Source organism: Bradyrhizobium sp. GCM10028915 (assembly GCF_042666195.1).
Lineage (GTDB): Bacteria > Pseudomonadota > Alphaproteobacteria > Rhizobiales > Xanthobacteraceae > Bradyrhizobium > Bradyrhizobium canariense_D.
The window spans coordinates 168,006-194,404 of record NZ_JBHTFN010000044.1 but is presented as its reverse complement, the minus strand read 5'-3'; the positions used below and the strand labels follow the sequence as shown (position 1 = coordinate 194,404).

Below are 26,399 nucleotides of genomic sequence, written 5' to 3'. Positions count from 1 at the left end.
CTCCAACGACGGTTACTTCATCAGCGGGATCGAGAACTCCGCGCCTTCCTTGACGCCGGACGGCCAGCGCGAGGTCACCGTCTTGGTCTTGGTGTAGAAGCGGACCGAATCCGGGCCGTGCTGGTTGAGATCGCCGAAGCCCGACTTCTTCCAGCCGCCGAAGGTGTAATACGCAATCGGCACCGGGATCGGCACGTTGATCCCGACCATGCCGACGTTGACCTTGGCCGCGAAGTCGCGCGCGGCGTCGCCGTCGCGGGTGAAGATCGCAACGCCGTTGCCGTAATCATGCTCCGACGGCAGCGCCAGCGCTTCCTTGTAATCGTGCGCGCGCACGACCGAGAGCACGGGGCCAAAAATCTCTTCCTTGTAGATCCGCATGTCCTTGGTGACGTTGTCGAACAGCGAACCGCCGAGATAGAAGCCGTTCTCGTAGCCCTGCATCTTGAAGCCGCGGCCGTCGACGGCGAGCGTCGCGCCTTCCTTGATGCCGATGTCGATATAGCCCTTGACCTTCTCGACCGCCTCACGCGTCACCAGCGGACCGTAATCGGCGGAGGGATCGATCGAGGTGCCGATCTTGAGACTCTCGACGCGCGGGACCAGCTTTTCCATCAGGCGGTCGGCAGTGGCCTTGCCGACCGGAACCGCGACTGACACGGCCATGCAGCGTTCGCCGGCCGAACCGTAGCCGGCGCCGATCAGTGCGTCGACTGCCTGGTCCATGTCGGCATCCGGCATGATGATGGCGTGGTTCTTGGCGCCGCCAAAACATTGGCAGCGCTTGCCGGTCTGGGCGGCGCGCTCGTAGATGTATTGCGCGATCGGGGTGGAGCCGACGAAGCCGACGGCCTTGATGTCGGGATCGTCGAGGATGGCGTCGACCGCTTCCTTGTCGCCGTTGACGACATTGAGGATGCCGGGCGGCAGGCCCGCCTCGATCATCAGTTCGGCAAGCATCATCGGCACGCCGGGATCGCGCTCCGACGGCTTCAGGATGAAGGCGTTGCCGCAGGCAATCGCAGGAGCGAACTTCCACATCGGAATCATCGCCGGGAAATTGAACGGCGTGATGCCGGCGACGACGCCGAGCGCCTGGCGCATCGAATAGATGTCGATGCCGGGGCCGGCGCCTTCGGTGTACTCGCCCTTCATCAGATGCGGAATGCCGCAGGCGAACTCCGCGACCTCGAGGCCGCGCTGGATGTCACCCTTGGCGTCAGGAACGGTCTTGCCATGCTCGCGGGCAAGCAGTTCGGCCAGCTTGTCGTAGTCGCGCTGCACCAGCTCGACGAACTTCATCATGACGCGAGCGCGGCGCTGCGGGTTGGTCGCGGCCCATTCCGGCTGCGCGGCGCGGGCGTTTTCCACGGCGGCGCGAACCTCGGCCTTGGACGCCAGCGCCACCTTGGCCTGAACGTCACCGGTCATCGGCTCGAAAACGTCGGCGGTGCGGCCCGAGGTGCCCTTGACCTCCTTGCCACCAATGAAATGTCCGACTGAACGCATGGAATGGTCTCCTTGAGGCGAGCTTGAACACTTTGACAAATCCTATCGACCTGCATTTTATAGGATTCAAGTCTGAGATAATGCACCATAGATGTGCGAAAATGCTGGATCAAGGCGCTATCGACTGGGACGACTTCCGCTTCGTGCTGTCCATCGTGCGGGGCGGCTCGGTTTCGGCTGCGGCAAAACAGCTCGGCGTCGACCATGCCACCGTGATCCGCCGCGTCGACCGGCTGGAGAAGCACCTCTCGGCCAAGCTGTTTGACCGGCGCAAGACCGGCTACCTGCTGACAGAGGCCGGCCAGCGCGTCGCCGACAGCGCGGAAGCGATGGAATCGACCATCGTCGCCAACCAGGAGCAGGTCGGTGGCTCCGTGGCGCGGCTGACCGGCACGGTGCGGATCGGCGCGCCAGACGGATTTGGCACCGCCTTCCTGGCGCCCCGGCTCGCTCAGTTCGCCGACCGGTATCCCGATCTCGACCTGCAACTGGTGGCCACCGCGCGGCTGTTCAGCCTCTCCAAGCGCGAGGCCGATATCGCCATCAGCCTGACCATGCCGAAGGAAGGCCGCATCGTCGGCCGCAAACTGCTCGACTACCGCCTCGGACTTTATGCCGCGCCCGCCTATCTCGAACGCTTCCCGAAAATCACCTCGCGCGAGGTGCTGCCGCAGCATCGCTTTGTCGGCTATATCGAGGAGCTCTTGTTCACGCCCGAGCTCGACTATCTGCCGCAGGTGTCGCCGAAGATCTCCGCACGCTTGCGCAGCGCCAATCTAATCGCGCAACTCAACGCCACGCTCGCCGGCTTCGGTATCGCCGTGCTGCCACACTTCATGGCGGCCGACTATCCGCAGCTGATTGCGGTGCTGGCGGAAGAGGTCTCGATCACCCGCACCTTCTGGATGCTGATGCACGCTGACAGCAAGGACCTCGCACGCATCCGCGCGGTGGCGGATTATATTTCCGAGATTGTGGAGCGCGAGCGGGCGTTGTTTGCGGGGCTCTGAAGCCTAGCTCTGCTTCGCCTTTTTCGCCGCCGCAGCCTTCGGCTCACGCCGCGCGCCGTCCAGCGCGCTGTCCTTGCCCGTCTTCAGCACCTCATCCGACAGCTCGCTCGAGCCGGCAATGCGCGCGAGCAACATGGTGCCGGCCATGGTCGCCAGCGTCGCGATCGCCTGCTTGCGCGCGGCCTTGCGCGGCAGATTCGGGATGAAGTCCGTGATCATCTCGATCATCTCCTCGAGCTTGCCGGCAAAGGCCTTTCGCGTCTTCGGGCTCTCTCGGGCGATCTCGGCGCCGAGCGCGGGGATCGAGCAGCCGTGACCGGGGTTGTCGCGATGCACCGCGGAGAGATAGGTCTCAACGATCTGACTGAGCTGCTTCTCCGGCGTGACCTGATCGGATTGCTTGCGCCAGTGCTCCATCGAGCGATCCATAGCGTAGCCAAACGCCTCGATCACCAGCGCCTCGCGGGAATCGAAATGGGCGTAGAAGCCGCCATGGGTCAGGCCCGCTTCCTTCATGAGGTCGGCGACACCGATGCCGTGGGCGCCCTTTTCGCGCAGCCGCACGGAAGCCTTCTTCACGATGCGGTCGTGGGTTTCCTGCTTGTGTTCCCGGGAATAGCGCATGCGGATCTCATTGGATGTCGGGGGTCATCTAATAACACGGATATCGGCCGGACGGCGCATTAATTCCCGGTAAAATTGTTGCCGATCATGGAAAAGGTCGCCGTTGCGTGCACCGCAAGCGCCCCCTTACCGTCGCGGACAAATCCCTCGGCGTAGCTGGCCTGGCGTCCCAGCTTGATCACCTTGCCTTCGGCGGAGATCAACCCGGACCGGACCGAGAGCGGACGCAGGAAGGTCATTTTCAGATCGAGGGTGACGGAGCCCTGCCCGGGCTCCAGCCGGGTCGAGATCGCACACCCCATGGCGGTGTCGAGCAGCGCGGCGGCTGTGGCCCCGTGCAGGAGGCCTATGGTGTTTTCGAGATCCTCGCGCGGCTCGAGTTCCATGACGATCCGGCCCGGCTCGACCACGGCCATGATGAAGCCGATCAGCTTGGCAAAGGGTGGCGGCGGCAGCCTTCCGTCGCGGATGCCCAGCATCGCATCCATGCCTGACAGGCCCATCGCCACTTTCGCAACCGGCGCAGGCACCTGCCATTCAACCACCCGCTCGCGCCGGCCCGCAGGCGAAAACAGGTCGAGTTGATCGATGTCGGTCATCGCGGCCTCTTTTGTATGATTTTCATCATACTATGCTGCGGACTTAGCGCTGGCAACTCCCTCCCCGCCGGCTTGACAAGCAATGCGTTTCGGCCCGGAAGTGTGACCTGACCGGCGTATTCGCACGTCTACGAAGCTCAGAGATCCTCTCATGGAAATGCTCAACAACCACTGCGGGGTGACGCGCGATGCGCGCGGCGTCGTTCATGTCGCGATCTGCAATGCCGGCTCGCTGAACATTTTGAGCTCGCCCGTCACCGATGCGGTGCGCGAAGGCCTGCAGCAGCTCTCGTCCGACCGCAGCATCCGGGTCGTGGTGCTGCGCGGCCAGAGCGAGAAGAGCATGATCGGCGGCGCCGACATCAAGGAGATGGCCAAGCTCGACCAGAAGTCCGCCGAGGCCTTCATCAGCCGCCTGCGCGACCTCTGCGAGGCCGTGCGCGCCTTCCCGGCCCCTATGATCGCGCGCATGCCCGGCTGGTGCCTCGGCGGCGGGCTCGAAGTCGCCGCGGCCTGCGATTTCCGGATCGCCGCCCGTGATGCGCATTTCGGCATGCCGGAGGTGCGGGTCGGCATTCCCTCGGTGATCCATGCCGCGCTGCTGCCGCGCCTGATCGGGTGGGCCCGCGCGCGCTGGCTGGTGATGACCGCTGAGAACATCGACGCGCCGACGGCGCTGGCCTGGGGGTTGGTCGACAAGGTCGCGCCGGAGGGTGGGCTCGATGCCGAGGTCGAGCACCTCGTGAAGGCCCTGCTCGAATGCGGCCCCGAGGCGCTGCGGTCGCAGAAGGCATTGCTGCGGCAATGGGAGGAGCTGCCGCTGACCGAGTCGGTAAATTTGAGCGTCAAAGTCTTCGGCGAGTCGTTCCTGACGGACGAGCCGACGCGGCTGATGGGCGCGTTTGTGAATCGGAAGCGGTAGGCGCTCTCCACCTCGTCCGATCGAACGAGCAAATCTCATCCGACCTACGACAATTTCTCATGCCCCGCGCAGTTGCATTTTTTGCGCCGCATCATATGATGACCGTAATCTTACATAGTTGGCATCTCACGGAGTCTCACCCATGGCCGAAGCCGCCGATCCCGTCGTCATCGTCTCCGCCGTCCGGACACCGCTCGGCCGCTTCATGGGCGAGCTTTCGCCGCTGGCCGCGCACAAGCTCGGATCGCACGTGATCGGCGCGGCACTGGAGCGTGCCAAGCTTGCGCCGGAGAAAATCGACGAGGTTTTCATGGGCTGCGTCCTTCCCGCCGGCCAGGGCCAGGCCCCCGCGCGCCAGGCGGCGCGGGCCGCCGGCCTACCCGATGCCACCGGCGCGACTACTGTCAACAAGGTCTGCGGCTCCGGCATGAAAGCGACCATGCTGGCGCACGACATCATTTGCGCCGGCTCGGCCGAGATCGTCGTCTCCGGCGGCATGGAAAGCATGAGCAACGCGCCGTATCTGCTCGCCAAGGCGCGTGGCGGCTATCGCGCCGGCCATGATCGCATCATCGACCATATGATGATGGACGGCCTCGAAGACGCCTACGAGACCGGCCGCTCCATGGGCGATTTCGGCGAGGCCACCGCAGAAGCCTATCAGTTCACCCGCAAGGACCAGGACGCCTTTGCGATGGAAACGCTCAGCCGCGCACGCAAGGCGGTCGAGGGCGGTGCGTTCAAGGCCGAGATCGCGCCGATCACGCTGAGTGAGAAGGCCGGCCCCCGCATCGTCGCCAATGACGAACATCCGCTCAAGGTCGATCCCGCAAAGATCCCCGGGCTGAAGCCGGCGTTCCGCGCCAACGGCACCATCACGCCGGCGGCCTCCTCCGCCAACGCCGACGGCGCCGCTGCGCTGGTTCTGACGAAGCGCTCGCTCGCCGATCGCAGCGGCCTGCCGGCTCTCGCCGTGATCAAAGGCCACACCACCCACAGCCAGGAGCCGCAATGGTTCACTACGGCCCCGATCCCGGCGATCCGCAAGCTCTTGGACAAAGTCGGCTGGAATGCCGGCGATGTCGATCTGTTCGAGATCAACGAAGCCTTCGCCGTGGTGGCGATGGCGGCCCAGCGCGATCTCGGCATTCCCCGCGACAAGCTCAACATCAACGGCGGCGCCTGCGCGCTCGGCCATCCCATCGGCGCCACCGGCGCACGGCTGATCGTGACGCTGCTGCATGCGCTCGAGGCGCGAAACCTCAAGCGTGGCGTCGCCGCGCTCTGCATCGGCGGCGGCGAAGCTACTGCGATCGCGGTAGAGCGCCTGACGCACTGACGAGAACGTCCGGAAATGAGGGAACTCCGTCATTTCCGACAGACGCGTCCCGTGCCATTCTGAAAACTTGCGCAGGCTCTCGCCTGCCCATCAAGATTGAGGCCCAATGATCTCGAACTGGCTCGCGGCAACACTCGGCCGCCGCAATATCCACTACGGCTGGGTGATGGTCGGCGTGACCTTCCTCACCGCGCTGATCAGCGCCGGCACGGTCGGCGCGCCCGGCGTTTTCATTGTTCCGCTTCAGAAGGAATTCGGCTGGAGCACGGCGGAGATCTCGTCGGCGTTGTCGATTCGCTTCATCCTGTTCGGGCTGATGGCGCCGTTCGCGGCGGCCCTGCTCAACCGCTACGGCCTGCGAAATGTCACGCTGACCGCGCAGCTCATCGTGGTCTCGGCGCTGGTGCTCTCGCTCGGCATGACGGAGGTCTGGCAGCTCGTCGCGCTGTGGGGCGTCGTGATCGGGATCGGCACCGGCATGACCGCGCTGGTGCTGGGCGCTACCATCGCGACGCGCTGGTTCGCGGCGCGGCGCGGCCTCGTCGTCGGCATCATGACCGCGAGCGTCGCCACCGGTCAGCTCGTGTTCCTGCCGCTGCTGGCAAGCCTCACCGAACGCTTCGGCTGGCGGCTTGCGCTCGGCTTCGTCTGCATCGCACTTGGTGTTTCCGCCCTCGCGGTCCTGCTCGCGATGCGCGACCGTCCGAGCGATTTGGGCCTGCGCCCGTTCGGCGACGAAGGCACCACACCCCTGCCAGCGCCGCCCATCAGCCATGGCTCGATCACCGGCGTCGCACTCGGCACGCTGCGCGAGGCCTCGAAGAGCAGCGCGTTCTGGGTCCTGTTTGCGACGTTCTTCGTCTGCGGCGCATCCACAAACGGCCTCGTGCAGGTGCATCTGATTCCGATGTGCCTCGATTTCGGCATCCCGCAGGTGCAGGCCGCGGGCTTGCTGGCTGCAATGGGCATCTTCGACTTCTTCGGCACCATCATGTCGGGATGGCTTTCGGACCGCTACGACAACCGCTATTTGCTGTTCTGGTATTACGGCCTGCGCGGGCTCTCGCTGATCTTCCTCCCCTTCAGCGATTTCTCGTTCTATGGGCTCTCGATCTTCGCGATGTTCTACGGGCTCGACTGGATTGCAACTGTGCCGCCCACGGTGCGCCTGACCGCGCAGAAATTCGGACCTGAGCGCGCCAATCTGGTGTTCGGCTGGATCTTTGCAGGCCACCAGCTCGGCGCGGGCACCGCTGCCTTCGGCGCCGGTCTCTCGCGGACGGTCTATCAGAGCTACCTGCCCGCCTTCTTCATCGCCGGCGCGCTCTGCGTGTTCGCCTCGCTGATCGTGCTGACGCTGTCGCGACAACCGAAGCCGAAGCCGCAAGCGGCGATGGCTTAGTATCTGATGGTGCCGGTGACGCCGTAAAATGCGGCGTCACCGATCCGCCCGACACGAGGCGGGTCGTCCGGGTTCGGGGTGCCGCTCGATTGCGGAAGACGTACCTGAAATAAAGCGCGACCAGCCGTCGCAGATCGAAAATCAGCAAGGCGAACCTGCCGTAACCGTCAACAGACGCCTTGCGGATGTTCATGCGTCGCAATTATGTCGGCTGGCCGCTCAGGCGAGGGACCCCCCGCGCGGGTTGACGATCGTATAGCCACGCAATGAACGCGCATGCATTCGCGTCGCGTGTCCGCCCGAGTTGGCGTCGTACGCCATCCAGGTGTCCCCTTCCAAATGCTGCTCGAGGACGAATACATGTCCACGTCGCGCTGCGACCATTCCCGGTGCGGGTGATGTCCGCGGGAAGCGCAGCCAATTGGCCGCAAGATTCAATTCCGGCACGATACGGCCGAACACGCGCAGAGCCGCGCCGCAGCCGCAGAAGGAGGAAGGACACCCTGCCGGACGACTGCCGACGATGCGGGCGCTGGAGATGCTCGTCGTCGGGGCGCCGCCCGCGTCGGTCACTGTCAATTGCGTCGCGCGATAGGCTTGTAGCGAGGACCTGGGATTCAGTGGGGACCGGGAAGTCCGCTCACGGCGCGGTTGCGCATATGAGAAGTCGCAGGGCATCGTGACGTTGCATTCAGGTACTTGATGAATGCGATAAGTCCGTGCTTCGGAAGCGACGGAGCTGAGGGCAACCAAGAGACACGCAGAAAGAACCGCCTTGAACATTGCAGGGCTCCAAATTGAAGATCCCTGCCCCGGCAATGAGAAACCAATAACAGTTTGGCTGAAATCGGCTAAAAGAACGGCCAAAAGTGGCTTCATTAGCGGGCCGATTTCTGCAGTCCTCATAGCCCAGACGTAGCGGCGGAGATAGATATTCGCAGAGAACGAACGCGTGTCGTCGCAACCGAAATGCGATCGCATGTGCACGCGCCGCTCAGCGACGGGCGTCGACCGGCCCGAGCGCGCAATTGCGCAGGGTGCCCCTCGAGCCATAAACCCGGGCAGTGATTGTTGCGCGCTTGGTCAGCCCCGAGTCGTCGCCAACCCCGCTCCTGTGGCTATCGCAAAGTCCGATTTTGCAGCGCCGAGCGCTGCGGCGAGCTCGTCGATGTGGTAGGGTTTCGACAGGATCCGGATCCCAGCCTGCTCGGCGTCGTGAACCGCGGCTTCGGCGTATCCGCTCGTCAGCAGGACCGGAATGTCGCTTCGCCTTCTTCTGATCTCGCGCGCGAGTTCGACACCGTTCATGCCGCCCGGCATCATGATATCGGAAAACACCAGATCGACGGAGCGGCCGTCCGCTAGGGCACCGAGAGCCGCCGCAGCGCTGGCCGCGCGCGTGACCTGGTAACCGAGCTGCGCAAGCATCTCGCTGACGAGCGCGGCGACCTCGTCGTCGTCTTCGACGAGGAGGATTCGGCCCTGATTGGCCTTCTTGGGCCGAGCCCTGTTCAGGTCGATGAGGTGCCGTTCACCCGAAGGGATATTCCTGGATCGCGGCAAATAGAGCTCGATGCTGGTGCCCTCGTCGACGATCGATTTTATTCGAACCATCCCGCGTGATTGCGTCGCAAATCCGTGGACCTGAGCAAGCCCCAGGCCCGAGCCTTTCCCCACATCCTTGGTCGTGAAGAACGGTTCGAAGACCCGCGCCAGGATCTCGGGGCTCATTCCAACACCCCTGTCGACCACGGATAGGCGAACGTAATCGCCCGCGATCTCGTTCTCGTTCAGGCCGGCCAGGTTCTCGCCACGGACAACGATCGTACCGCCGTTCGGCATCGCATCGCGGGCGTTGACCGCCAGATTGAGAATGACCAGTTCGAGCTCTCCCGGATCGACCTCAACCGGCCAAAGCCCCTCCGGAAAATCGAACTCGACGTGAACGTCGCCTCTCAGGCTCCGATCGAGCAATTCGCGCATGCCGCCGATCTGCGCGGGGATGTCGACGGCCTCGGGCCGGAGCTTCTGCCGCCGTGAAAAAGCCAGAAGCTGCCTGGTCAGGCCCGCACCACGCTGCGCCGCCTGAACCATTCCTTCCAACAGCCGACGCCGCCGATCAGGATCGGTCTGTCGGTCGAGCATGTCCAATCCACCGGAGATCACCATCAGCAGATTATTGAAATCGTGAGCTACTCCGCCGGTCAATTGCCCAATGGCCTCGATCTTCTGGGCCTGACGAAGGGTCTCCTCGACGCGGGCGCGCTCTTCCATTTCGGCCCGCAGATGCTTGTTGGCCTCCTCGAGGGCACGGGTGCGCTCGACCACGAGCTTCTCGAGCTCCTGGGCCGTCCGCTCGCGCGCCTGCAGCAAGGTCCGAATCTCATATTGCCGCCGGCGGGCCCGCATTGCGGATTGAATTGCGCTCGTCAGCGTGATCGGCTGAACCGGGCGCTCGAGCAGCGAAACGTTGCGGAGTGTATCGACGATGCTGCGGCGCCAGGCAACCACCGCCGGCTGCTCCCGGTGGCTGGTAAGAATGACAAAGGGCAGGTCGGACCAGGGCGGCTGCCGCTCGATCCAATGTGCCAGCGGCTGGGTATCCTTTCCGAACAAGCCCTCCTCGGCGAGAAGCACCGCGCCCACGCCAGCCGACATCTCGTTGACCAGTTCAGGCAGACCTCGACAATTGATTGCCACGAGATTCGAACTGCGGAGAAGCTCGACCGATGCCGGTCCATCGCGGCCAATCGGAGCAAACACGAGGACGCAATGATCGCGGTCGGCGCTCATTCCGACAGCCCCTCCGGTATCTCCGTGCCCGAGTAACGCGGATTCCCGGAAAAGATGCCGCTGAATCCGGTCAGCGGAGGACCGACCGTAATGCCGGCACTGCCAAGACGAAACTCGCGGATGGAATTTTCATGATTGCCGCTGCGCTTCTTCACGACCGAGAGGGCGCGCCGCACCGTTCCGCCGACCTCGAAATAGCGCAGCATGAGCACGGCATCGCTCAAATAGCTGATATCGAGAGCCGTTTCCATCGGACCGACCAGCCCGTGCTGAGCGAGGATCAGGACGGTCAGCACGCCTTTCTGCCCGAGATAGCTCAGGAGCTCGTGCATCTGGAGGATGAGAAATCGCTCATCCGGCATTGCGTTGAGGTAGCCGTTCAGACTGTCGATGACAACAATTCGGGCGTTGTCCTTTTCGACGCTGTTGCGCACATTGGCGGCGAATTCGCCGGGGGACATTTCGGCGGGATCGATCTGTTTAAATCGGATGAGTCCCGATTGCAGATGGCTTTCAAGCGGCAGGCCCAGCGTTCGAGCCCGGGCCTCCACTGTACCGCGACCTTCATCGAAGGCAAAGAACACCGCATGCTCACCGCGATCTGCCGCCGCGATCGCATAGGTCAGCGCGAGAGACGACTTGCCGACACCGGCGGCGCCCAAGAGCAGCGCACTGGTGCCGCGCTCGAGCCCTCCTCCCAGGAGCTGGTCGAGTTGTGCATTGCCGCTGGGCGTCAATTCACCGATAAACGAGGTGTGATGTTCCGCCGCCACCAGACGGGGGAATATCCGCACCCCTCCCGCTTCGATCGTGAAATCGTGGAAACCGCCGCGAAATCGAATGCCGCGCATCTTAATCACGCGAAGCCGCCGGCGCTCTGCCCCATAATCAATGGCGAGCTGTTCGAGCATCACGACGCCATGCGCGATCGAATGGAGTTGCAGGTCGTCCTGGGAGGACGAGAGATCGTCGAGGAGGATGACCGTGCAGTTGCGGTTGGTGAAAAAGTGCTTCAGGGCCAGAACCTGGCGCCGGTACCGCAGCGGGTTCTGCGCAAGGAGGCGGAGCTCGGACAGGCTGTCCAGCACCACGCGCGCGGGATTGATCCGTTCGACCTCCTTGAATATCAGGCCCGTGGTTTCGCTCAGCTCCATTTCGGCGGGGTGAAAGACGGTGAGCTCGCGCTCCGGATCGAGCGTCGTCTCGGGCGGCACCAGTTCGAAGATGTCGACCCCTTCCAGCGACCAGCCGTGCCGCTGTGCAACCAGCGTCAGCTCACGCTTGGTCTCCGACAAGGAGATATAGAGCACGCGTTCACCGCAACGGGCGCCCTCGAGAAGGAATTGCAGCGCCATCGTGGTCTTGCCCGAGCCGGGCCGGCCCTCGTAGAGGTACATGCGATTGGGATCGAGCCCGCCGTAGAGGATATCGTCGAGACCGTCACTGCCGGTCGAAATCCTAGGCAACTCTCCGGGATCGCTGGTTTGCGCCCGGCTTGATGAATTGATCATTGAACCCCCGTGAAGCTCCATCGCCGACAGTGCGCTCCGGCCCCGAGATGGGACGCGCGGTCAGCGGCCCGTCTCAGTCGTAAGGCGAAATCTGGCAAAGAACGCCGAAGCCGGGTTCCAAGTTCCGCCTAAGCACGCATGTCCGCCAGACCGTCGGCCCCGGAACCGTTCTCGCCCACCATTTCAGCTTTTGCGGTATCACTAGCGGTCCTGGACGGTCAGCGTCGACAAGGCGGTTCGCCAGCCCGAAAAGCCGCGCCGGCTCACTGCATCATCGCGGCCGCGATCTTCTCCGCCGACATCAGGACCGGAAAATTGGTGTTGGCGCACGGCACCACCGGGAAGATCGAGGCATCGACGACGCGCAGGCCCTGCACGCCCTTGACGCGCCCCTCTGGATCGACCACCGCCATCGGATCATCGGTCCGGCCCATGCGGCACGAGCAGGAGGCGTGCCACACGCCGATCGTGGCCTTGCGCACGAAGGCTTCCAGCGCCTCGTCATCGTTGATGACGTCGTCGAAGGTGAAGCCCTCGACCACGAAATTGTCGATCATGTAGTGGCGCAGCGCCGCCGGCCCGTCCATCAGGGCCGCGGCGATCTTGGTCAGAATCCGATTCTTGGTGTTGACCACGCCGATCTTGCGCACACGGTCGGTATAGGAGGCCGGGAACGGCTTGTCCGTCACGGCCCTGACCACGTCGCTCATCTGCACGGCCGCCATCTTGCGGAAACCGCTCATCAGGCGATCAAGGTCGCGCCGGTCGGACAACAGGTTGAATTCGACGATCGGCTCGACTGCCGGGTCGCGCGAGGCAAGCTTGACCTGTCCGGTCTCCGAATAGGTCTTGTTGACGAATGTCAGGAGCGATCCGATTTGCTCACCGACGGCGTGCCAGGCCGATTTGCTGAGCAGCACGACGAACATGTCGCCTTTCGGTACGCCTTCGAGCCCGGACGAGTAACGCAGGCCAAGCTGCATGTGGCGCCTGGTGTGCTCGTTCATCCGCGCGCCGCGGCGGACAAAGGACGACAGCGAGATCGAGGGATGATCCATCAGGCGTTGGCCGACGCCCTGCAGCCCCATCAACACGGGAATGCCCATATCCCTGAGGTGACCGACCGGGCCGATGCCGGCGCGCAACAGATGCGCCGGCGAATGGATGGCGCCGCTGGAGAGAATGATCTCGCGGGCGCGGAATTCCTGCTCCCGCCCGTCGACCACCGCCTTCACCCCGACGCACCGCGTGCCTTCGAACAGCAATTCCCTGACTTGCGTGTTGGTGGAGATCGTGAGGTTGGCGCGCTTGCGCGTGTCGCGATCGAGATAGCCCATGGCAGCCGAGACGCGTTGCTCGGCCTGGTTCGAGTGCGTCACCGGGAAAAACCCGTCGACGAACTCGCCATTCTGGTCCGGCAGGAACTGATGTCCGGCCTGCTGGAAGGCCTGCGCGAACGCCTGCGAATGCCGCGTCCAGTGCTCCCTGGGGATTCGGCGGACCGGGATGCGGCCGTCCTTGCCGTGGTAGGGACCGTCGAAATCGAGGTCGCGCTCGACCTTCTTGAAGAAGGGCAGCACATCATTCCAGCTCCACCCCGCAGCGCCGCGCGCTTCCCATTCGTCGTAATCGGTCGGCGCGCCGCGGTTGGCCATCTGGCCGTTGATCGAGGAGCCGCCGCCGAGCACGCGAGCCTGCTCGTATTTGCGCAGGGGTGCGCGCCCTTCATCCGGATTGTTGTGGCTGACGATCTGGGTCGTGACCTTGAGCTCGGTCCAGTGGAAGCGCGGATCGAAATAGGCCGTACCCGGATAGCTGTCCTTGATCTCGGCCGGCTCGTCTCCGGGCGGTGTGTCCTGTCCGGCCTCGCAGAGCAGGACCTTGTTGGCGCTCCTCGCGGAGAGCCGGTGGGCCAGCACGGACCCCGCCGAGCCGCCGCCCACGATAATGAAGTCATACACGATTGGCGCTTCCTCTTGTTCTTGCCCGGGAAGCGTAGCGCGTTATTGTTTTGAGGTCACGTCATCGCTGCCGCGCAAAGCGCGAGCACAAGGCCGTCGACGCCAAGGGCACCGCCCGGCGGCTGGCATCCGCCGTCCGGTCAGCAGGTGACGAGGGAGCGAACCGAGGAGGCTTTACGGCTTCCTCACGAAGCCCGCGCGCAACCGCTCGGCAAACCAGACTACAAAAATCGAAGCGAACGACAGGCAGAAAAATATGGCCGTCCAAAGCAGCGCGTTACCCGCATTTGTCATGACGTCTCTCCCTCGTTTCAAACGAGACGCTTGCAGACAATCGGACGCGACGTGTTGCGATAGATCAATTTTGCCGAACTGCAATTAGGCTGAGATCGGCAACAGCTGCTCGCAGTGACGGCTGAAGCTACGGCCTGATCGAAAAATTCCCCGGCGGCCCTGGCTTTCGCAATGGCTCCGACAGCCGCGCGAACTCGCACAGCAGCGACCGCGTCTTCCTGGGATCGATGATCTCCTCCACCCAGAATTTTTCGGCGGAGCGGAACGGCGAGCGCAGCTTGTTGAGGCGGTCCTCGATCTCTTTCAGTTTCTCCGCCTTGTCCTCGGCCGCGTCGATGTCCGCGCGGTAGGCGGCTTCGATGCCGCCTTCGAGCGGGAGCGAGCCCCAATAGGCCGACGGCCAGGCGTAGCGGATCGAGAAGCGGTCGGCGGGCTGATGCACCACGCCGGCGACGCCGAAGGCGTTGCGCAGGATCACCGTGCACCAGGGCACCGTGGCCTGGTTGACCGCGGCCATAGCGCGAACGCCATGGCGGATGGTGCCCGCCTTCTCCGCATCGAGCCCGATCATGAAGCCGGGGCAGTCCATGAGATAGACGATCGGCAGATGGAAGGTCTCGGCGAAGTCGACCCAGCGCACGACCTTCTGGCAGGCATCCGCCGTCCAGGAGCCGCCATAGTGAAAGCTGTCGCTGGCGAGCACCATCACCGCCCTGCCCTCGAGCCGCGCGAGGCCGACAATGATCGGCTTGCCGAAATTCTTGGCGACCTCGAAGAACGAGCCCTTGTCCACGACCTGTTCGACGATCGGCCGTATCTTGTAGACCTGCTTGCGGTTGCGTGGCACCGCGCTCATCAGCGTCTCTTCGGTACGCTCCGGATTGTCGGTGCAGGGCAAGGTCGGCGGCAGCTCGTAAACCGACGACGGCAGATAGGACAGGAATCGCCGCGCACAGGCGAAGGCGTCCTCCTCCGTGTCGACGGCATGATCGACCGCGCCGGCGCGGGTCTGGATGTCGGCGCCTCCGAGCTCTTCCTTCGAGAGGTCCTGCCCCAGCGCCTTCACCACCGGCGGACCTGCGACGAACATCGCGGACTTCCGGGTCATGATGGAATAGTGGCTGGCGGCAAGACGCGCGGCACCGAGCCCTGCGACCGAGCCGAGGCCGAGCGCGACCACGGGCACGCGCGACAAATTGTCGGTGGTGAAGCGATACCAGCGTGTGCCGCCGATGCCGCCCGGCAAGTTCGCCGCGCCCTTGGTCTCGATAGTCTTGACCGAGCCGCCGCCGCCGGAGCCTTCGATGATGCGGACGATGGGCAGGCGGAGATCATGCGCCATCTCCTCCGCCATCAGCGGTTTTGCGGAGATGGACGCGTCCGCCGAGCCGCCGCGCACGGTGAAATCGTCGCCGACCACGACGACGGTGCGGCCTTCGATGCGCGCGCGGCCGAACACGCAGTTCGCCGGCGTCAATTTCTGCAACTCGCCGTTGGAATCGTATTCACCGACGCCGGAGACGGCGCCGATCTCGTGAAAGCTGCCCTTGTCGGTCAGTCTGTCGATACGCTCCCGAACAGTCAGTCGGCCCTGGTCATGCTGACGCTTGACCTTGTCAACGCCGCCCATCTCCCGCGCGAAGGCTTCGCGCCGGGCGAGCTCGTCGAGTTCCGGCTTCCAGTTCATTCACTCCCTCCGAATTGATCGGCTTGTTATTGTTGTGCACGGCCATGGCGACCGGTTTACGCGGGATGCGGGCGTTGAAGACGTCGCCTTCCGCGCCCTCCATCAGGCTGCCGAGCGAACGGCCGAGCGCGAGCATCAGCGGCGCGACTTCGGCATGCAGGCGCTCTTCGTCGTACATCGCCGACAGAAGACCGATCGTGATGACGACGAAGGTCTGGTATTGCGGCGACCAGATCGGCACCGCGAGCCCGTTGATATGCGGGCTCCACAGGCCGCAGGCCACGACATAGCCGCGCTCATGCAGCGACTGCCGGTTGGCCTCGATGCGGGGCCGCAGGATTTTCGCAGCCTCGGGAGCTTCCCGCTCCATGTCCGCGATGAAGGCATCGCCGACCTCGGGCGCCAATGCCGCGGTGTAGGCTGCGCCTGCAGCGGTCGAGGCCATCGAGATGCGGCTGCCGGTGCCCTCGTGCAGCCCGAGTGCCGAGGCCGAACGCGCGAACTGGAGATAGACCAGATGGAAGCGATCGGGGACCACGAAGCCGACGGTGCCCGGCAGTTGCTCGGCGACTTCCTGGAGCCGCTGGCGGATCATGCTGCGCAGCTGCGCGCCCTTCATCATCGAGGCGCTCATCGCCACCGCGCTCGGCCCGATGCGATATTTCTGATCGCGCGGCAGATAAACCAGTTGCCCCATCCGCGTCAGCGTGTGCGTCAACCGCGACACCGTGGAGCGCGGCAGGCCGCAGCGATTTGAAATTTCGAGATTGCCAAGCCTGGCCTCGTGGCCTTCGAAGCACCGCAACACGTCGAACGCGCGCGACACCACCTGGATGACATCACCCTCACCGGCTTCGCCAGCGAGCGCACCTTGTCTACTCAACCGCTCCGAACGTCGTCCCATGATCCCTACCGCTTGTTCCGCTGTGCGGAATTAAATTCCGCTTGCAGAAGAAACTACCTCAGGCATTTTGCGACCACAACAAAAAGGCGATGGCATGCCAGAAATTAAGATCGTCACGGAGATCGCCGGACGCGTCTGCGCAACTCCCGTGCAAGTTGGAGGAACCGTTGCAGATGGCGATGAGATTGTGGTGGTCGAAGCGATGAAGATGGAGATACCGGTGCTTTCGCCTGTGAGCGGCGAGATCACATCGCTTCTGGTGAAGCTCGACGACGTCGTTACCGAAGGACAGGCGATCGCAATCGTCGCAAGCTGACTGCATTCTCCGTCGTTTTCCGCGACATTCTGTCAGCCTCATTGCTGCGTTCGCGGTACGGCGTTGCCATCGCCTGACCGCGATGACATGATCTCTCAAACAAAACCTGTTTCAAACAAAGAAAGAAATCGTCGCGGCAAACGCGAGGATCATTGGAGGGAAACATGCGTCGTGGGCTGATCATGCTCGCGCCTGCCGTGGTGGCAGGCCTTTCTTTTGTGTCTACACGCTATGCATTCGCCGACGACATCAAGCTGCCGGCAACATTGACGTTCACCGCCTATGACACCGGTACCGCCGGCTTCAACATCGCGGTCGGCGTCGGCAAGATGATGAAGGACAAATACTCGACCGACGTGCGCGTGCTCCCCGCAGGCAACGATGTCGCGCGTCTGGCGCCGCTGCGCGCCAAGCGCGCGGTCTCCGCGGCGATGGGATCGGGGACATATTTCGCGCAGGAGGGCGTGTTCGAGTTCGGCTCCAGGGAATGGGGCCCGCAGCCGCTCCAGATCCTGCTCTCGAGCGTTGATTGCAATTGCGGTTCGCTCGGCGTGGCCGCGGATACGGGGGTGAAGGAGCTGAAGGACCTCAAGGGAAAGCGCGTCGGCTTCGTCGTCGGCTCGCCGGCACTGAACCAGAACTCGCTCGCGGTGCTCGCCTTCGCCGGCCTGACGCAGAAGGACGTCAAGATCGTCGAGTTCGCAAGCTACGGCGCGATGTGGAAGGGCTTGATCAACAACGACACCGATGCGGCCTTCGGCACCACCATCACCGGTCCCGCCAAGGAAGCCGATACTTCGCCGCGCGGGCTGGTCTGGCCGCCGCTGCCCGCCAAGGACAAGGAAGGTTGGGCACGGATGCAGAAGGTCGGCTCGTTCTTCTTCCCGCAGACCGCGACCTGCGGCGCCGGTATCTCGCCGGACAAGCCGATCGAGCTCGGCAACTATCCCTATCCGATCTTCGTCGCCTACGCCTCGCAAGCCCCCGAGCAGGTCTATGCGATCACCAAGGCGATGATCGTGAACTACGATTCCTACAAGGACTCCGCGCCCGGCGCCGGCGGGCTTGCGGCCGATCGCCAGACCAAGAACTGGGTGGTGCCGGTGCATCCCGGCGCGGTGAAGGCTTTGAAGGAGGCCGGGCAATGGAACGACGCACAGGAGGCGCACAACAACGGACTGATCAAGCGGCAAGAGGTGCTTGGCGCCGCGTGGACCGACTACGGAAAATCCAATCCGCCTGCGGATGATAAGGCGTTCCTCGACGCCTGGATGAAGGCGCGTGCCGCGGCGCTTGCGAAGGCCGACATGCCGAACGGGTTCGAGGATTAGTTCACAGCGTTAATTGTCCACGCCCGGGGTCGATCATGTCGTCTGCTTCAGTCTCCACCCCCTCCCAGGACGAGGCCAAGCGGATCGTGTTCGACGATCCGCATGGCGCCGCCGCCAACATGCAGGAAGCGGAAGTTACGCGCGTGCGAAGCTTGCGTGGCGCCTGGCGCTGGCTACTCGTCCTCGCGACCGCCGCGACCATCCTGCTCTGCATCAACCAGCAATTCTCGCTGCGCTTCTTCGTCGGCTACACCCAGCTCAACACGGAATACTTCTACCTCCTGATCGCCCTGATGCTGCCGTTCACGTTCCTGATCTTCCCGGGGACCCCGCGCGCGCCGCTCGATCGCATTCCCTGGTATGACCTTCTCTGCTTCGTCGTGACCTTTGCCGCCGCGCTGCTGTTGATGTCGAACGTCCGCAAGGCCGCCGAGGCCGGCTGGGAATTCGGCGGCGCGCCGAACAGCGTGATCGCAGCCGGTCTCGTGATGTGGGTGATGTTGATGGAGGCGCTGCGCCGCACCGGCGGCTGGAGCCTGCTACTGAGCGTGCTTCCCTTCACCGTCTATCCGCTGTTCGCGGAATCCAGCTGGCTCGGGCCGTTCCGCGGCACGCAGTCGACGCTGGAGCAGGCGACCGCCTATCACGTGCTGTCGGGCGAGAGCCTGCTCGGCATTCCCATCCAGGCGTTTGCCGACACCGTGATCGGCTTCCTGGTGTTCGGCACCGCGTTGATGATGACCGGCGCCGGAAAGTTCTTCATCAATCTCGCCTTCGCGCTGTGTGGCACGTTCCGCGGCGGCGCGGCCAAGGTGTGCATCTTCGCCAGCGGCCTGCTCGGCATGATGTCAGGCTCGATCATCTCCAACGTGCTGACCGCCGGCACCATGACCATTCCGGTGATGAAGAAGAGCGGCTTTCGCGCCTCCTATGCGGGCGCGATCGAGGCTTGTGCCTCGACCGGCGCGGTGCTGGCGCCGCCGGTGATGGGCGCGACCGCCTTCGTAATCGCGCAGTTCCTCAATGTCAGCTACGCCGATGTCGCGATCGCGGCCGTCATTCCCGCCGCGCTCTATTATATCGGCCTGTTCATGCAGGTCGATTCCTACGCCGCACGACACGGGCTGAAGGGCATTCCGCGCGCGGAGCTGCCGCGGGTCATGGATACGATCAAGGATGGCTGGTACTACGTCTTCGTCATCGCCCTTCTGATCGTGATGCTGCTCTACTTCAAGCGCGAGAGCCATGCGCCATTCTACGCCACCGCATTGCTTCTTGTGCTCAACCAGCTGTTCTCGAAGGACACGCGCTGGACTGTCGCGACCATCGGCAAATTCCTCGAGGTCAACGGCCGCACCTTCGTCGAGCTTGTCGGCATCCTCGCCGGGTGCGGCCTGCTGATCGGCGCCTTCTCGATGACCGGCGTGGTGTCGAGCCTCGCCAGCGACCTGCTGCATATCGCCGGCGACAATCCGTTCCTGCTGCTCGGCATGTGCGCCCTGACTAGCCTGATTCTCGGGCTCGGCCTGACCACGACGGCCTGCTACATCTTCCTCGCCATCCTGGTCGCACCCGCGCTGGAGAAACTCGGGCTGAACAAGATGGCCGTGCACATGTTCATTTTCTACTGGGGCATGCTGTCGTCGATCACCCCGCCGGTCGCGATTGCATCATTCGCAGCGGCAGGTATTGCCGGCTCGCCGGCGATGAAGACGGGCTGGGAATCGATGTGGGTCGGCAGCATCATCTATTTCATCCCGTTCTTCTTCGTGCTCAATCCCGCGCTGGTGCTGCAGGGGCCGAGCCCCTATCTCGCCGGTCTCGGCTTGATGGCGCTCGCGGCGTTCGGCACGCTGTTCATCTGCGGCGGCATCCAGGGCTACCAGCCCTTCGTCGGCGATCTCCGCGGCGCCGGTGCGCTGGAGTGGCCGATCCGCGTGCTGCTGGTGATCGGCGGTTTCGTGGTGGCCACCCCCGGCGGCGGCATCATGCCGCTGTCGCAGATGCAGGTGACGCTGCTCGGCCTCGCCATCCTGATCCCCACGGTTTTGCTCGCCCTGCTGCTGGTCCGGCGGCAGACCGTGGTGCCGGACGGGTTGCGCGTGCCCTGATTGCGTTGCACAAAGAGAGGCAATGAAACCGCTTTCGCCTCTCGCCACCGCCTGGACCCGCTCGAAGCCGCCTTTGCTGCGGTTTCTGGACAATTGCCTCAACGAATTCTCGGCAGAGACCTCGGGCGCGGTCGCCGACTACATTCCCGAGCTCGGCAAGGCCGATCCTGCCTGTTTCGGCATCAGCCTCGCGACCCTGGACGGTCATGTCTACGAGGTCGGCGACTCCAGGGCGCCCTTCACCATCCAGTCGATGTCAAAGCCGTTCGTGTTCGCGCTGGCGCTGGACCTGCTCGGCGCAAACAGGGTGGAGAGCGCAATCGGCGTCGAGCCCTCCGGCGATCCTTTCAACTCGATCCGGCTCAACTCGGAGAATCATCCATTCAACCCGATGGTCAATGCCGGCGCGATCGCCTGCACCGGGCTGATCCACGACAGCAAGGGTCCGGACGCCTTCGAGCAAATTCGCCTCGCGCTCAGTCGTTTTGCCGGCCGCGACCTCGCCGTCGACGAGGCCGTCTACGCTTCCGAAAGCCAGACCGGCGACCGCAACCGCGCCATCGGCTATCTCCTCAAGACCAATGCGGTGATCTCGGACAATGTCGCGGCCGTACTCGACGTCTATTTCCGGCAATGCGCGGTGCTGGTCACCGCGCGCGACATCGCCGTGATGGCGGCAACGCTCGCCAACCGTGGCGTCAACCCGGTTACCGGCGAGCAGGTGCTGACGCCTTACGCGATCTCGCGCACGCTGTCGGTGATGACGTCGTCGGGCATGTACGACTATGCCGGCGAATGGATCTACCGGATCGGCATCCCCGCCAAGAGTGGCGTCGGCGGCGGAATTCTCGCCGCACTCCCCGCCCGCCTCGGGCTCGGCAGCTATTCGCCAAGGCTCGACAAGCACGGCAACAGCGTGCGCGGCATCAAGGTCTGCGAGGCGCTGTCCTCGCATTACGATCTGCATATGCTCAACCGCAGCGACGACGCACGCAACGCCGTCATCGCCGATTACGACATCGGCAAGAGCCCGTCGCGGCGCGTGCGCCGCCCGCAGGAGCGCGATATTCTCGCAGCCCACGAGCAGGAGGTGCGGATCATCGAGCTGGTCGGCACGCTGTCGCTGTCGGCGGTCGACTATGTCTCACGCCGGCTTGCGGGCCGGCCGCGGCCGCAATTCGTGATTTTCGATCTCCACCGCGTCACCTCCACCACACGCGCCGGGGCGCGGCTGGTGGCTGAAGCGTTCGAGGAGCTGGCGGCGCTGAATGTGACCGTCGTCCTGTCAGGCGTCAGGCGCGCCTCCAAAGAATGGGACAGCCTGCGGGAGTGGACCGCGGAGCTGAAGAACGTCCGCGACTTCTATGTGCTCGACACCGCGATCGAATGGGCCGAAGACCAGATCGTCTACCGCTATGGCGGCTCGATCGATTTTCACGAGACCACCGAGCTTTCCGAGCAGCCGCTGCTCGCAGGCCTCAGCGCGGAAGAGCTGACCGACCTCGCCTCGATCTGCACGATCCGGATCTATCAGTCTGGCGCGAAAATCCTCACCACTGGCGCCGCAGCCGATTCCCTGTTCTTCCTGCGCAGCGGCGCGGTGCATGTCACCCTGCCCGACGGAGTGCGGCTCGCAACACTCACCGCCGGCATGGCGTTCGGCGAGATGGCCCTGATCGAGACCACCCGCTCCGCGGACGTGTTCGCGGATATGGCTGCGACCGCGTTCGAGGCGCCTCTGAAAGCGTTCGAGCGCTTCCGCAAGCAGCACCCGCACGCCAGCGAACGCATCATGCGCAATCTTGCGCAGCTTCTGGCCGAGCGCCTGATCGTCGCCAACGCCAAAGTGGATATCTTGACCTCCACCTGAGCGGCCTAGCGGCTCGCCGCCTCGCTGATCCGCCGCTTGATCTTGGCGGCACTGGTCTTGAGCAGCTCCGATGGCTGCTGGCCGGTCGCCACGCAGAGGCAGGCCCAGTAATAGATGACATCGCCGAGCTCTTCGACGAGGCCCGCCTGGTCGAGCCAGTCATCGCGGAGCAGCTTCTTGATATGGTCGGCGACTTCGCCGGACTCGCCGGCGAGGCCGAGCCCGAGATAGGACAGCCGTTCGTTCGACGGACGCTCATCGACTTTCGCAATCGTTGCAGCCCAGGCGGCATATTCATCGATCGTCATGAGCATCCCTCACAGCAATTGCTCGATCAGCCGACCACTTCGGTGACCGGCTGAAGGTCAATCTCGAAGGTCTCCAGAAACTTTGACGTCATGATGTAGAATCCGACCGAGAGCTGCAGTTCAACCAGTGCGGCCGGCGTCAGCTTCGACGAGATCGCCTTGAAGGTCGCATCCGTCGGCTTGTTCAGCTTGACGATCTCGTCGGTGAAGGCGAGCGCGGCGCGCTCCACTTCATTGAAACAGTTCGCGGCCTGCCAGTTCTCGAGCGCCTCGTTCTGCTCGTCGGTGACGCCGACATTCTTGCCGATGCGCTTGTGCGCGACGATCTCATACGGCGCCTCGCACAAAATGCCGGTGCGGGTGATCGCGAGTTCGCGCACGATCGGATCGAGCTCGCCCTTGTGGCGGATGGCGCCGCCGAGCCGGCAGTACTGCTCGAAATAGCTCGGCGAATGCGACATCATCCGGAAGATGTTGGCATTGCGGTTCTTGTCGAGGATCTCCCGGGTGCGGTCGGATGCCTTGGACGGGTCGCTGTAGTTGATGCGGGCCATGATTTTCCTGAAGTTTTTCCCTAAGCCTTTGATGCTTTTTGTCGTTAGCGGCGAAATTTCCACGAAACTGTATTCTTGCGCGTCCGCAGGAGCAACAACATCGAGTCAAAATGCCGCCGCATTGCTGAACGACCTTGGCACAGTCGATATTCGCCGCGTGGGGACTTGATCGCGGCGGATACTCGCAAGGGGTGTTCCGAGTAAAAACAGTTGGCCGTTGGGCGCTAACCGCGCATCGATGAGTCACGCCCAAGTCTAGGGAGAAAATGGAATGAAGGAAGCCACCAAGGGGGCGGCCTCGGAAGCGTTCGCGCATATGCTAGCGGTGATGGCGATGCTCGTCATCGCCAGCATCCTGTTCTACGGGCGCTAGTTAAGAGTCGGGTGAGAGCTTTCGTCATTCCGGGGTGGCCCTCGCACAGGCCAGGCCCAGAATTCCCGTTCCAGGCTCGGTCTCTCAGGACCGCCCCCGAATGACGGATCCCACCGCTCGCGTTGCCGCAGTAGCCCGGATGGAGCGCGCAATCCGGGAAAGTCTATCGGTGAGGCGAAAACCCGGATTTCGCTCCGCTCCATCCGGGCCACATTGGAGCATCTAAATTTCACTATCTGTCTTTGGCGAAGAACGGCACCAGCTTGCCGGCGAACAGTTTGAAGCTCGCACTGACCTCATCGCCGATGGCGAGATCATTCTCACCATGCGCCATCATGCGAAAACCGTCGGCGCAATCGACCAGCAGGATGTTGTAGGGCACGTACGCGCGCGTCTCGGGCGTGGCGGCGCGGCAGACCAGCGACGTCGCGTAGACCCTGCCCTTGCCGCTGGCGCACTGCTCGCGCGGATCGGACGCGCCGCAGGCCGCGCAGAAGGCGCGACGAATATACTGCACATGGCCGCATGCGGTGCAGGTCTGATAAATGACGGCCTGTTCGCCCTTGGTCCAGTCGGCTAGACGCTCGCTCATCGCACCCGCTCCAGGAACATGCTGACGTGGGACGACAGCACGCCGCCATCGCCGTGCAGCAGCGCGATCGAGGCGTCGCGCACCTGACGATTCGCCGCCCGCCCCGTCATCAGGAGATGCGTTTCCACCAGATGCGCCATGGCGCCACCGACGCCGCAATGACCGTAGCTGAGCAGGCCGCCATGGGTGTTCAGCGGCATCGCTCCATTGCGGCTGAAATGGCCGGCGCGCACGCGCGCGGCTGCCTCGCCCCGGCCAGCAAGGCCAAGATCTTCCAGCAGCATCGCGAGCGTGATCGTAAAGCTGTCGTAGATCGCCGCGTAGCGCACGTCGGAAATCGCGAGGCCGGTGGCCTCCCTGGCGCGGGCGACGGAGATCTCGGCGCCGAGTTCGCTCAGGGCGGGCGCTGCAGTGACGTGCTGATGGGTATGAGCCTGGGCACACCCGCGAATGCGCACGCCGGCCTCTCCGGTCCGCTCGCGGCTGACGACGAAGGCGGCACCGCCGTCGGACACCGGGCAGCAATCGAGCAGCTTCAGCGGCATCGCCACCGGCTTCGAGGCCATGACGTCAGCGACCTCGATGGGATCCTGGAATTGCGCACCAGGATGAGTGCAGGCGTGGGTGCGCATCAGCACCGCGAATTCGGCGAGGTCTTCTTCCGTCACGCCGTATTCGTGCATGTATCTGTTAGCGACGAGGCCGTAATAGGCGGGGATGGTCGGGCCGAGCGGCAGTTCGTAGTCGGGATGGCCGACCTGCGCCAGCGCCTGGATCGAGGCGTCGCGGCTCTGTCCAGTGAGGCGGTTCTCGCCGGCCACGACGAGCACATTGCGGGCGACGCCCGCTTCGACGAGATGATGGGCGAGCATGGTCATCGCGAGCCCGGTCGCGCCACCGACCTGGACGGCATGGGCGTAACTGGGGCGGATGCCAAAATGCTCGGCAAAAACGGTCGCCAACATGATGTGCGGCGAGACGGTGGAGTAGCCGCAGAGGATGCCGTCGATCTCGGCACGCTTGAGCCCGGCATCGTCGAGCGCAGCCTGCGCGGCCTTGCTCATCAGCTCCAGCGAGGACGAGTCTTCGTGCTTGCCGAAAGGCGTGAGACCGACGCCGGTGATGAAGCTCATGGGCGCACCAGTGCATCGTCATTCCGGGGCGGCGAACGGGTGACGCCATCGCGGACCATGGCGTCGATCTCGTCGGCGGAATAGCCGATCTCACGCAGGATTTCCGCGCCGTGCTCGTTGAGCTGCGGCGCAAGCCGCACCGGTTCGGCTTCGGTCTCGGACCAGGTTGCCGTCACCCTCATACTCCGGATCGGCCCTTCGGTTGGGTGGTTCACCACCGGAAAGAAGTTGGTCGCCTCCAGATGCTCGTCGTGCAGCATCGACGCGAGGTCGTGCATCGGCATCACAGGTACGTCCGCTCTGGTCAGCAGGTCGATCCATTCCGCGGTGCTGCGCGTCTCGAAGATGCGCGCGAGTTCGGCATAGACGACGTCGATATTGGCGGCGCGGCCGGCGAATGTCGCGAACATCGCGTCGGCGCGCAGATCGTCGCGTCCCGTCGCCTTGAAGAAGTTCTCCCACTGCTTGTCGTTGTAGACGATGACGCTGAGATAGCCGTCTGATGTCTTATAGGGCCGGCGGTCGCGCGAGAGGTGGCGGGCGTAACCGCCCTTGTCGAGCGGGGGCTCGTAGGTGAGCCCGCCCATGTGGTCGCCCATGACAAAGCCGGCCATGGTCTCGAACATCGGGATGTCGACGCGCTGTCCGCGTCCGGAGCGGTCGCGGTGCACGAGGCTGGCGCAGATCGCGCCCACGGCAGTCAAGCCTACAATGCGATCGACCAGTGCGTTCGGCACATAGCGCGGCACACCGTCACCGGTCTGCGCCATCAAGGCCGGCAGCGCGGTGGCACCCTGGATCAGATCGTCATAGGCGGGTTTTGCAGCATACGGCCCGTCCTGGCCGAAGCCGAACACGCCGGCATAGACCAGACGCGGATTGATCTTGGCAACAACGTCATAGCCGAGTTGAAGCCGCGCCATAGCCTGCGGGCGGACGTTGTAGACGAGAACGTCGGCGTCTTTCAGCAAGCGCAGCACGGCCTCGCGGCCGGCGGGCTTCTTCAGGTCGAGGCAGATCGAGCGTTTGCTGCGGTTGGTGTTCAGGAACACCGGGCCCATGCCGGCGTGCCTCATCGGGCCGATCAGGCGCGTGACGTCGCCGTCCAGAGACTCCACCTTGATGACGTCTGCGCCGTAGTCGCCGAGCATCTGGGTCGCATAGGGACCCATCAGCACGGTGGTCATGTCGACGACCTTGATGCCCTTCAGCGGCCCCATCGTTCGCTCCCGATTGCGCGGGCTCAGATGAGCCCC

The 26,399-nt window shown here is 63.9% G+C and carries 23 protein-coding genes; 9 read left to right on the top strand and 14 right to left on the bottom strand.

Going from position 1 to position 26,399, the window contains the following annotated elements; all coding sequences use genetic code 11:
- Positions 1-12: 12 nt before the first annotated feature.
- The gene (locus ACFQX9_RS20965; RefSeq protein WP_085395918.1) at positions 13-1,509 is read right to left on the bottom strand and encodes a CoA-acylating methylmalonate-semialdehyde dehydrogenase; all 1,497 of its coding nucleotides are present in this window, start codon (positions 1,507-1,509) and stop codon (positions 13-15) included.
- A 101-nt stretch (positions 1,510-1,610) separates the two neighbouring features.
- Between ACFQX9_RS20965 and ACFQX9_RS20960 the strand changes: the two genes are divergently transcribed.
- Entirely contained in the window at positions 1,611-2,519 is a 909-nt protein-coding gene (locus ACFQX9_RS20960; protein ID WP_085352820.1) for a LysR family transcriptional regulator, read from the top strand.
- A gap of 3 nt (positions 2,520-2,522) precedes the next feature.
- Here ACFQX9_RS20960 and ACFQX9_RS20955 read toward each other — a convergent pair whose 3' ends face one another.
- Both ACFQX9_RS20955 and ACFQX9_RS20950 read right to left on the bottom strand, forming a co-directional pair.
- Complete coding sequence (locus ACFQX9_RS20955) at positions 2,523-3,143, bottom strand: TetR/AcrR family transcriptional regulator (protein WP_377790314.1); 621 nt, start codon at positions 3,141-3,143, stop codon at positions 2,523-2,525.
- A gap of 59 nt (positions 3,144-3,202) precedes the next feature.
- Complete coding sequence (locus ACFQX9_RS20950; RefSeq protein ID WP_085352819.1) at positions 3,203-3,742, bottom strand: PaaI family thioesterase; 540 nt, start codon at positions 3,740-3,742, stop codon at positions 3,203-3,205.
- A 151-nt stretch (positions 3,743-3,893) separates the two neighbouring features.
- On the opposite strand from ACFQX9_RS20950, the gene ACFQX9_RS20945 reads away from it, so the two are divergent.
- The 3 genes from ACFQX9_RS20945 (at position 3,894) to ACFQX9_RS20935 (ending at position 7,405) form a co-directional block, all read left to right on the top strand.
- Positions 3,894-4,664: an enoyl-CoA hydratase gene (locus ACFQX9_RS20945; protein WP_018459221.1), complete on the top strand. Its 771-nt coding sequence runs from the start codon at positions 3,894-3,896 to the stop codon at positions 4,662-4,664.
- 142 nt (positions 4,665-4,806) lie between these two features.
- Positions 4,807-6,003 (top strand): acetyl-CoA C-acyltransferase, encoded by a 1,197-nt coding sequence (locus ACFQX9_RS20940; protein WP_085352818.1) that lies wholly within the window; start codon positions 4,807-4,809, stop codon positions 6,001-6,003.
- A gap of 106 nt (positions 6,004-6,109) precedes the next feature.
- The gene (locus ACFQX9_RS20935) at positions 6,110-7,405 is read left to right on the top strand and encodes an MFS transporter (protein WP_085352817.1); all 1,296 of its coding nucleotides are present in this window, start codon (positions 6,110-6,112) and stop codon (positions 7,403-7,405) included.
- 219 nt (positions 7,406-7,624) lie between these two features.
- On the opposite strand, the gene ACFQX9_RS20930 is transcribed toward ACFQX9_RS20935, so the two are convergent.
- The 6 genes from ACFQX9_RS20930 to ACFQX9_RS20905 all read right to left on the bottom strand — a co-directional run bounded on the left by ACFQX9_RS20930 (position 7,625) and on the right by ACFQX9_RS20905 (position 16,555).
- Entirely contained in the window at positions 7,625-8,386 is a 762-nt protein-coding gene (locus ACFQX9_RS20930; RefSeq protein ID WP_317244448.1) for a hypothetical protein, read from the bottom strand.
- Positions 8,387-8,488: 102 nt separating this feature from the next.
- Entirely contained in the window at positions 8,489-10,198 is a 1,710-nt protein-coding gene (locus tag ACFQX9_RS20925; protein WP_085352815.1) for a response regulator, read from the bottom strand.
- A complete protein-coding gene (locus tag ACFQX9_RS20920) occupies positions 10,195-11,709 on the bottom strand; it encodes an ATPase domain-containing protein (protein WP_085352814.1) in 1,515 nt (504 codons plus the stop codon). The genes ACFQX9_RS20925 and ACFQX9_RS20920 overlap by 4 nt, the downstream gene beginning before the upstream one ends.
- Positions 11,710-11,972: 263 nt before the next feature.
- Positions 11,973-13,670 carry a GMC family oxidoreductase N-terminal domain-containing protein gene (locus tag ACFQX9_RS20915; protein ID WP_247455844.1) on the bottom strand — a complete coding sequence of 566 codons (1,698 nt, stop codon included), beginning with the start codon at positions 13,668-13,670 and terminating at the stop codon, positions 11,973-11,975.
- A gap of 421 nt (positions 13,671-14,091) precedes the next feature.
- Positions 14,092-15,651, bottom strand: coding sequence for an acyl-CoA carboxylase subunit beta (locus ACFQX9_RS20910; RefSeq protein ID WP_085352812.1), 1,560 nt, complete (start codon positions 15,649-15,651; stop codon positions 14,092-14,094).
- Positions 15,581-16,555, bottom strand: a complete 975-nt coding sequence (locus ACFQX9_RS20905; protein ID WP_085352811.1) for an IclR family transcriptional regulator — start codon at positions 16,553-16,555, stop codon at positions 15,581-15,583. Before ACFQX9_RS20905 ends, ACFQX9_RS20910 begins: the two co-directional genes overlap by 71 nt.
- 94 nt (positions 16,556-16,649) lie before the next feature.
- Between ACFQX9_RS20905 and ACFQX9_RS20900 the strand changes: the two genes are divergently transcribed.
- The 4 genes from ACFQX9_RS20900 to glsA all read left to right on the top strand — a co-directional run bounded on the left by ACFQX9_RS20900 (position 16,650) and on the right by glsA (position 22,183).
- Positions 16,650-16,871 carry an acetyl-CoA carboxylase biotin carboxyl carrier protein subunit gene (locus tag ACFQX9_RS20900; protein WP_018459231.1) on the top strand — a complete coding sequence of 74 codons (222 nt, stop codon included), beginning with the start codon at positions 16,650-16,652 and terminating at the stop codon, positions 16,869-16,871.
- A 164-nt stretch (positions 16,872-17,035) separates the two neighbouring features.
- Positions 17,036-18,202 carry a TAXI family TRAP transporter solute-binding subunit gene (locus tag ACFQX9_RS20895; RefSeq protein WP_085352810.1) on the top strand — a complete coding sequence of 389 codons (1,167 nt, stop codon included), beginning with the start codon at positions 17,036-17,038 and terminating at the stop codon, positions 18,200-18,202.
- Between the two features lie 35 nt (positions 18,203-18,237).
- Positions 18,238-20,313, top strand: coding sequence for a TRAP transporter permease (locus tag ACFQX9_RS20890; RefSeq protein ID WP_377790307.1), 2,076 nt, complete (start codon positions 18,238-18,240; stop codon positions 20,311-20,313).
- 22 nt (positions 20,314-20,335) lie between these two features.
- Entirely contained in the window at positions 20,336-22,183 is a 1,848-nt protein-coding gene (gene glsA / locus ACFQX9_RS20885) for a glutaminase A (RefSeq protein ID WP_085352808.1), read from the top strand.
- Between the two features lie 5 nt (positions 22,184-22,188).
- Here the strand turns inward: glsA and ACFQX9_RS20880 are convergent, their stop codons facing one another.
- Both ACFQX9_RS20880 and ACFQX9_RS20875 read right to left on the bottom strand, forming a co-directional pair.
- The gene (locus ACFQX9_RS20880; protein WP_026233761.1) at positions 22,189-22,491 is read right to left on the bottom strand and encodes a nucleoside triphosphate pyrophosphohydrolase family protein; all 303 of its coding nucleotides are present in this window, start codon (positions 22,489-22,491) and stop codon (positions 22,189-22,191) included.
- 26 nt (positions 22,492-22,517) lie between these two features.
- Positions 22,518-23,045, bottom strand: coding sequence for a carboxymuconolactone decarboxylase family protein (locus ACFQX9_RS20875; protein ID WP_377790304.1), 528 nt, complete (start codon positions 23,043-23,045; stop codon positions 22,518-22,520).
- Here ACFQX9_RS20875 and ACFQX9_RS20870 point away from each other — a divergent pair.
- A complete protein-coding gene (locus tag ACFQX9_RS20870) occupies positions 23,044-23,214 on the top strand; it encodes a hypothetical protein (protein WP_158091581.1) in 171 nt (56 codons plus the stop codon). The genes ACFQX9_RS20875 and ACFQX9_RS20870 overlap by 2 nt on opposite strands.
- Before the next feature lie 436 nt (positions 23,215-23,650).
- Here the strand turns inward: ACFQX9_RS20870 and ACFQX9_RS20865 are convergent, their stop codons facing one another.
- Genes ACFQX9_RS20865 through ACFQX9_RS20855 form a run of 3 tightly spaced genes read right to left on the bottom strand, consistent with a single transcriptional unit; the run spans position 23,651 to position 26,363 of the window.
- A complete protein-coding gene (locus tag ACFQX9_RS20865) occupies positions 23,651-24,010 on the bottom strand; it encodes a Zn-ribbon domain-containing OB-fold protein (RefSeq protein ID WP_377790302.1) in 360 nt (119 codons plus the stop codon).
- Positions 24,007-25,143, bottom strand: coding sequence for a thiolase family protein (locus ACFQX9_RS20860; protein ID WP_377790300.1), 1,137 nt, complete (start codon positions 25,141-25,143; stop codon positions 24,007-24,009). Before ACFQX9_RS20860 ends, ACFQX9_RS20865 begins: the two co-directional genes overlap by 4 nt.
- Positions 25,140-26,363, bottom strand: a complete 1,224-nt coding sequence (locus tag ACFQX9_RS20855; RefSeq protein WP_377790298.1) for a CaiB/BaiF CoA transferase family protein — start codon at positions 26,361-26,363, stop codon at positions 25,140-25,142. Before ACFQX9_RS20855 ends, ACFQX9_RS20860 begins: the two co-directional genes overlap by 4 nt.
- Between the last annotated feature and the right edge of the window lie 36 nt (positions 26,364-26,399).

Excerpts from the sequence above, each read along its gene's own strand:
- ACFQX9_RS20965 (WP_085395918.1), bottom strand. The coding sequence starts at position 1,509 with ATGCGTTCAGTCGGACATTTCATTGGTGGCAAGGAGGTCAAGGGCACC.
- ACFQX9_RS20960 (WP_085352820.1), top strand. The coding sequence starts at position 1,611 with ATGCTGGATCAAGGCGCTATCGACTGGGACGACTTCCGCTTCGTGCTG.
- ACFQX9_RS20955 (WP_377790314.1), bottom strand. The coding sequence starts at position 3,143 with ATGCGCTATTCCCGGGAACACAAGCAGGAAACCCACGACCGCATCGTG.
- ACFQX9_RS20950 (WP_085352819.1), bottom strand. The coding sequence starts at position 3,742 with ATGACCGACATCGATCAACTCGACCTGTTTTCGCCTGCGGGCCGGCGC.
- ACFQX9_RS20945 (WP_018459221.1), top strand. The coding sequence starts at position 3,894 with ATGGAAATGCTCAACAACCACTGCGGGGTGACGCGCGATGCGCGCGGC.
- ACFQX9_RS20940 (WP_085352818.1), top strand. The coding sequence starts at position 4,807 with ATGGCCGAAGCCGCCGATCCCGTCGTCATCGTCTCCGCCGTCCGGACA.
- ACFQX9_RS20935 (WP_085352817.1), top strand. The coding sequence starts at position 6,110 with ATGATCTCGAACTGGCTCGCGGCAACACTCGGCCGCCGCAATATCCAC.
- ACFQX9_RS20930 (WP_317244448.1), bottom strand. The coding sequence starts at position 8,386 with ATGCGATCGCATTTCGGTTGCGACGACACGCGTTCGTTCTCTGCGAAT.
- ACFQX9_RS20925 (WP_085352815.1), bottom strand. The coding sequence starts at position 10,198 with ATGAGCGCCGACCGCGATCATTGCGTCCTCGTGTTTGCTCCGATTGGC.
- ACFQX9_RS20920 (WP_085352814.1), bottom strand. The coding sequence starts at position 11,709 with ATGATCAATTCATCAAGCCGGGCGCAAACCAGCGATCCCGGAGAGTTG.
- ACFQX9_RS20910 (WP_085352812.1), bottom strand. The coding sequence starts at position 15,651 with ATGAACTGGAAGCCGGAACTCGACGAGCTCGCCCGGCGCGAAGCCTTC.
- ACFQX9_RS20905 (WP_085352811.1), bottom strand. The coding sequence starts at position 16,555 with ATGGGACGACGTTCGGAGCGGTTGAGTAGACAAGGTGCGCTCGCTGGC.
- ACFQX9_RS20900 (WP_018459231.1), top strand. The coding sequence starts at position 16,650 with ATGCCAGAAATTAAGATCGTCACGGAGATCGCCGGACGCGTCTGCGCA.
- ACFQX9_RS20895 (WP_085352810.1), top strand. The coding sequence starts at position 17,036 with ATGCGTCGTGGGCTGATCATGCTCGCGCCTGCCGTGGTGGCAGGCCTT.
- ACFQX9_RS20890 (WP_377790307.1), top strand. The coding sequence starts at position 18,238 with ATGTCGTCTGCTTCAGTCTCCACCCCCTCCCAGGACGAGGCCAAGCGG.
- glsA (WP_085352808.1), top strand. The coding sequence starts at position 20,336 with ATGAAACCGCTTTCGCCTCTCGCCACCGCCTGGACCCGCTCGAAGCCG.
- ACFQX9_RS20880 (WP_026233761.1), bottom strand. The coding sequence starts at position 22,491 with ATGACGATCGATGAATATGCCGCCTGGGCTGCAACGATTGCGAAAGTC.
- ACFQX9_RS20870 (WP_158091581.1), top strand. The coding sequence starts at position 23,044 with ATGATTTTCCTGAAGTTTTTCCCTAAGCCTTTGATGCTTTTTGTCGTT.
- ACFQX9_RS20875 (WP_377790304.1), bottom strand. The coding sequence starts at position 23,045 with ATGGCCCGCATCAACTACAGCGACCCGTCCAAGGCATCCGACCGCACC.
- ACFQX9_RS20865 (WP_377790302.1), bottom strand. The coding sequence starts at position 24,010 with ATGAGCGAGCGTCTAGCCGACTGGACCAAGGGCGAACAGGCCGTCATT.
- ACFQX9_RS20860 (WP_377790300.1), bottom strand. The coding sequence starts at position 25,143 with ATGAGCTTCATCACCGGCGTCGGTCTCACGCCTTTCGGCAAGCACGAA.
- ACFQX9_RS20855 (WP_377790298.1), bottom strand. The coding sequence starts at position 26,363 with ATGGGGCCGCTGAAGGGCATCAAGGTCGTCGACATGACCACCGTGCTG.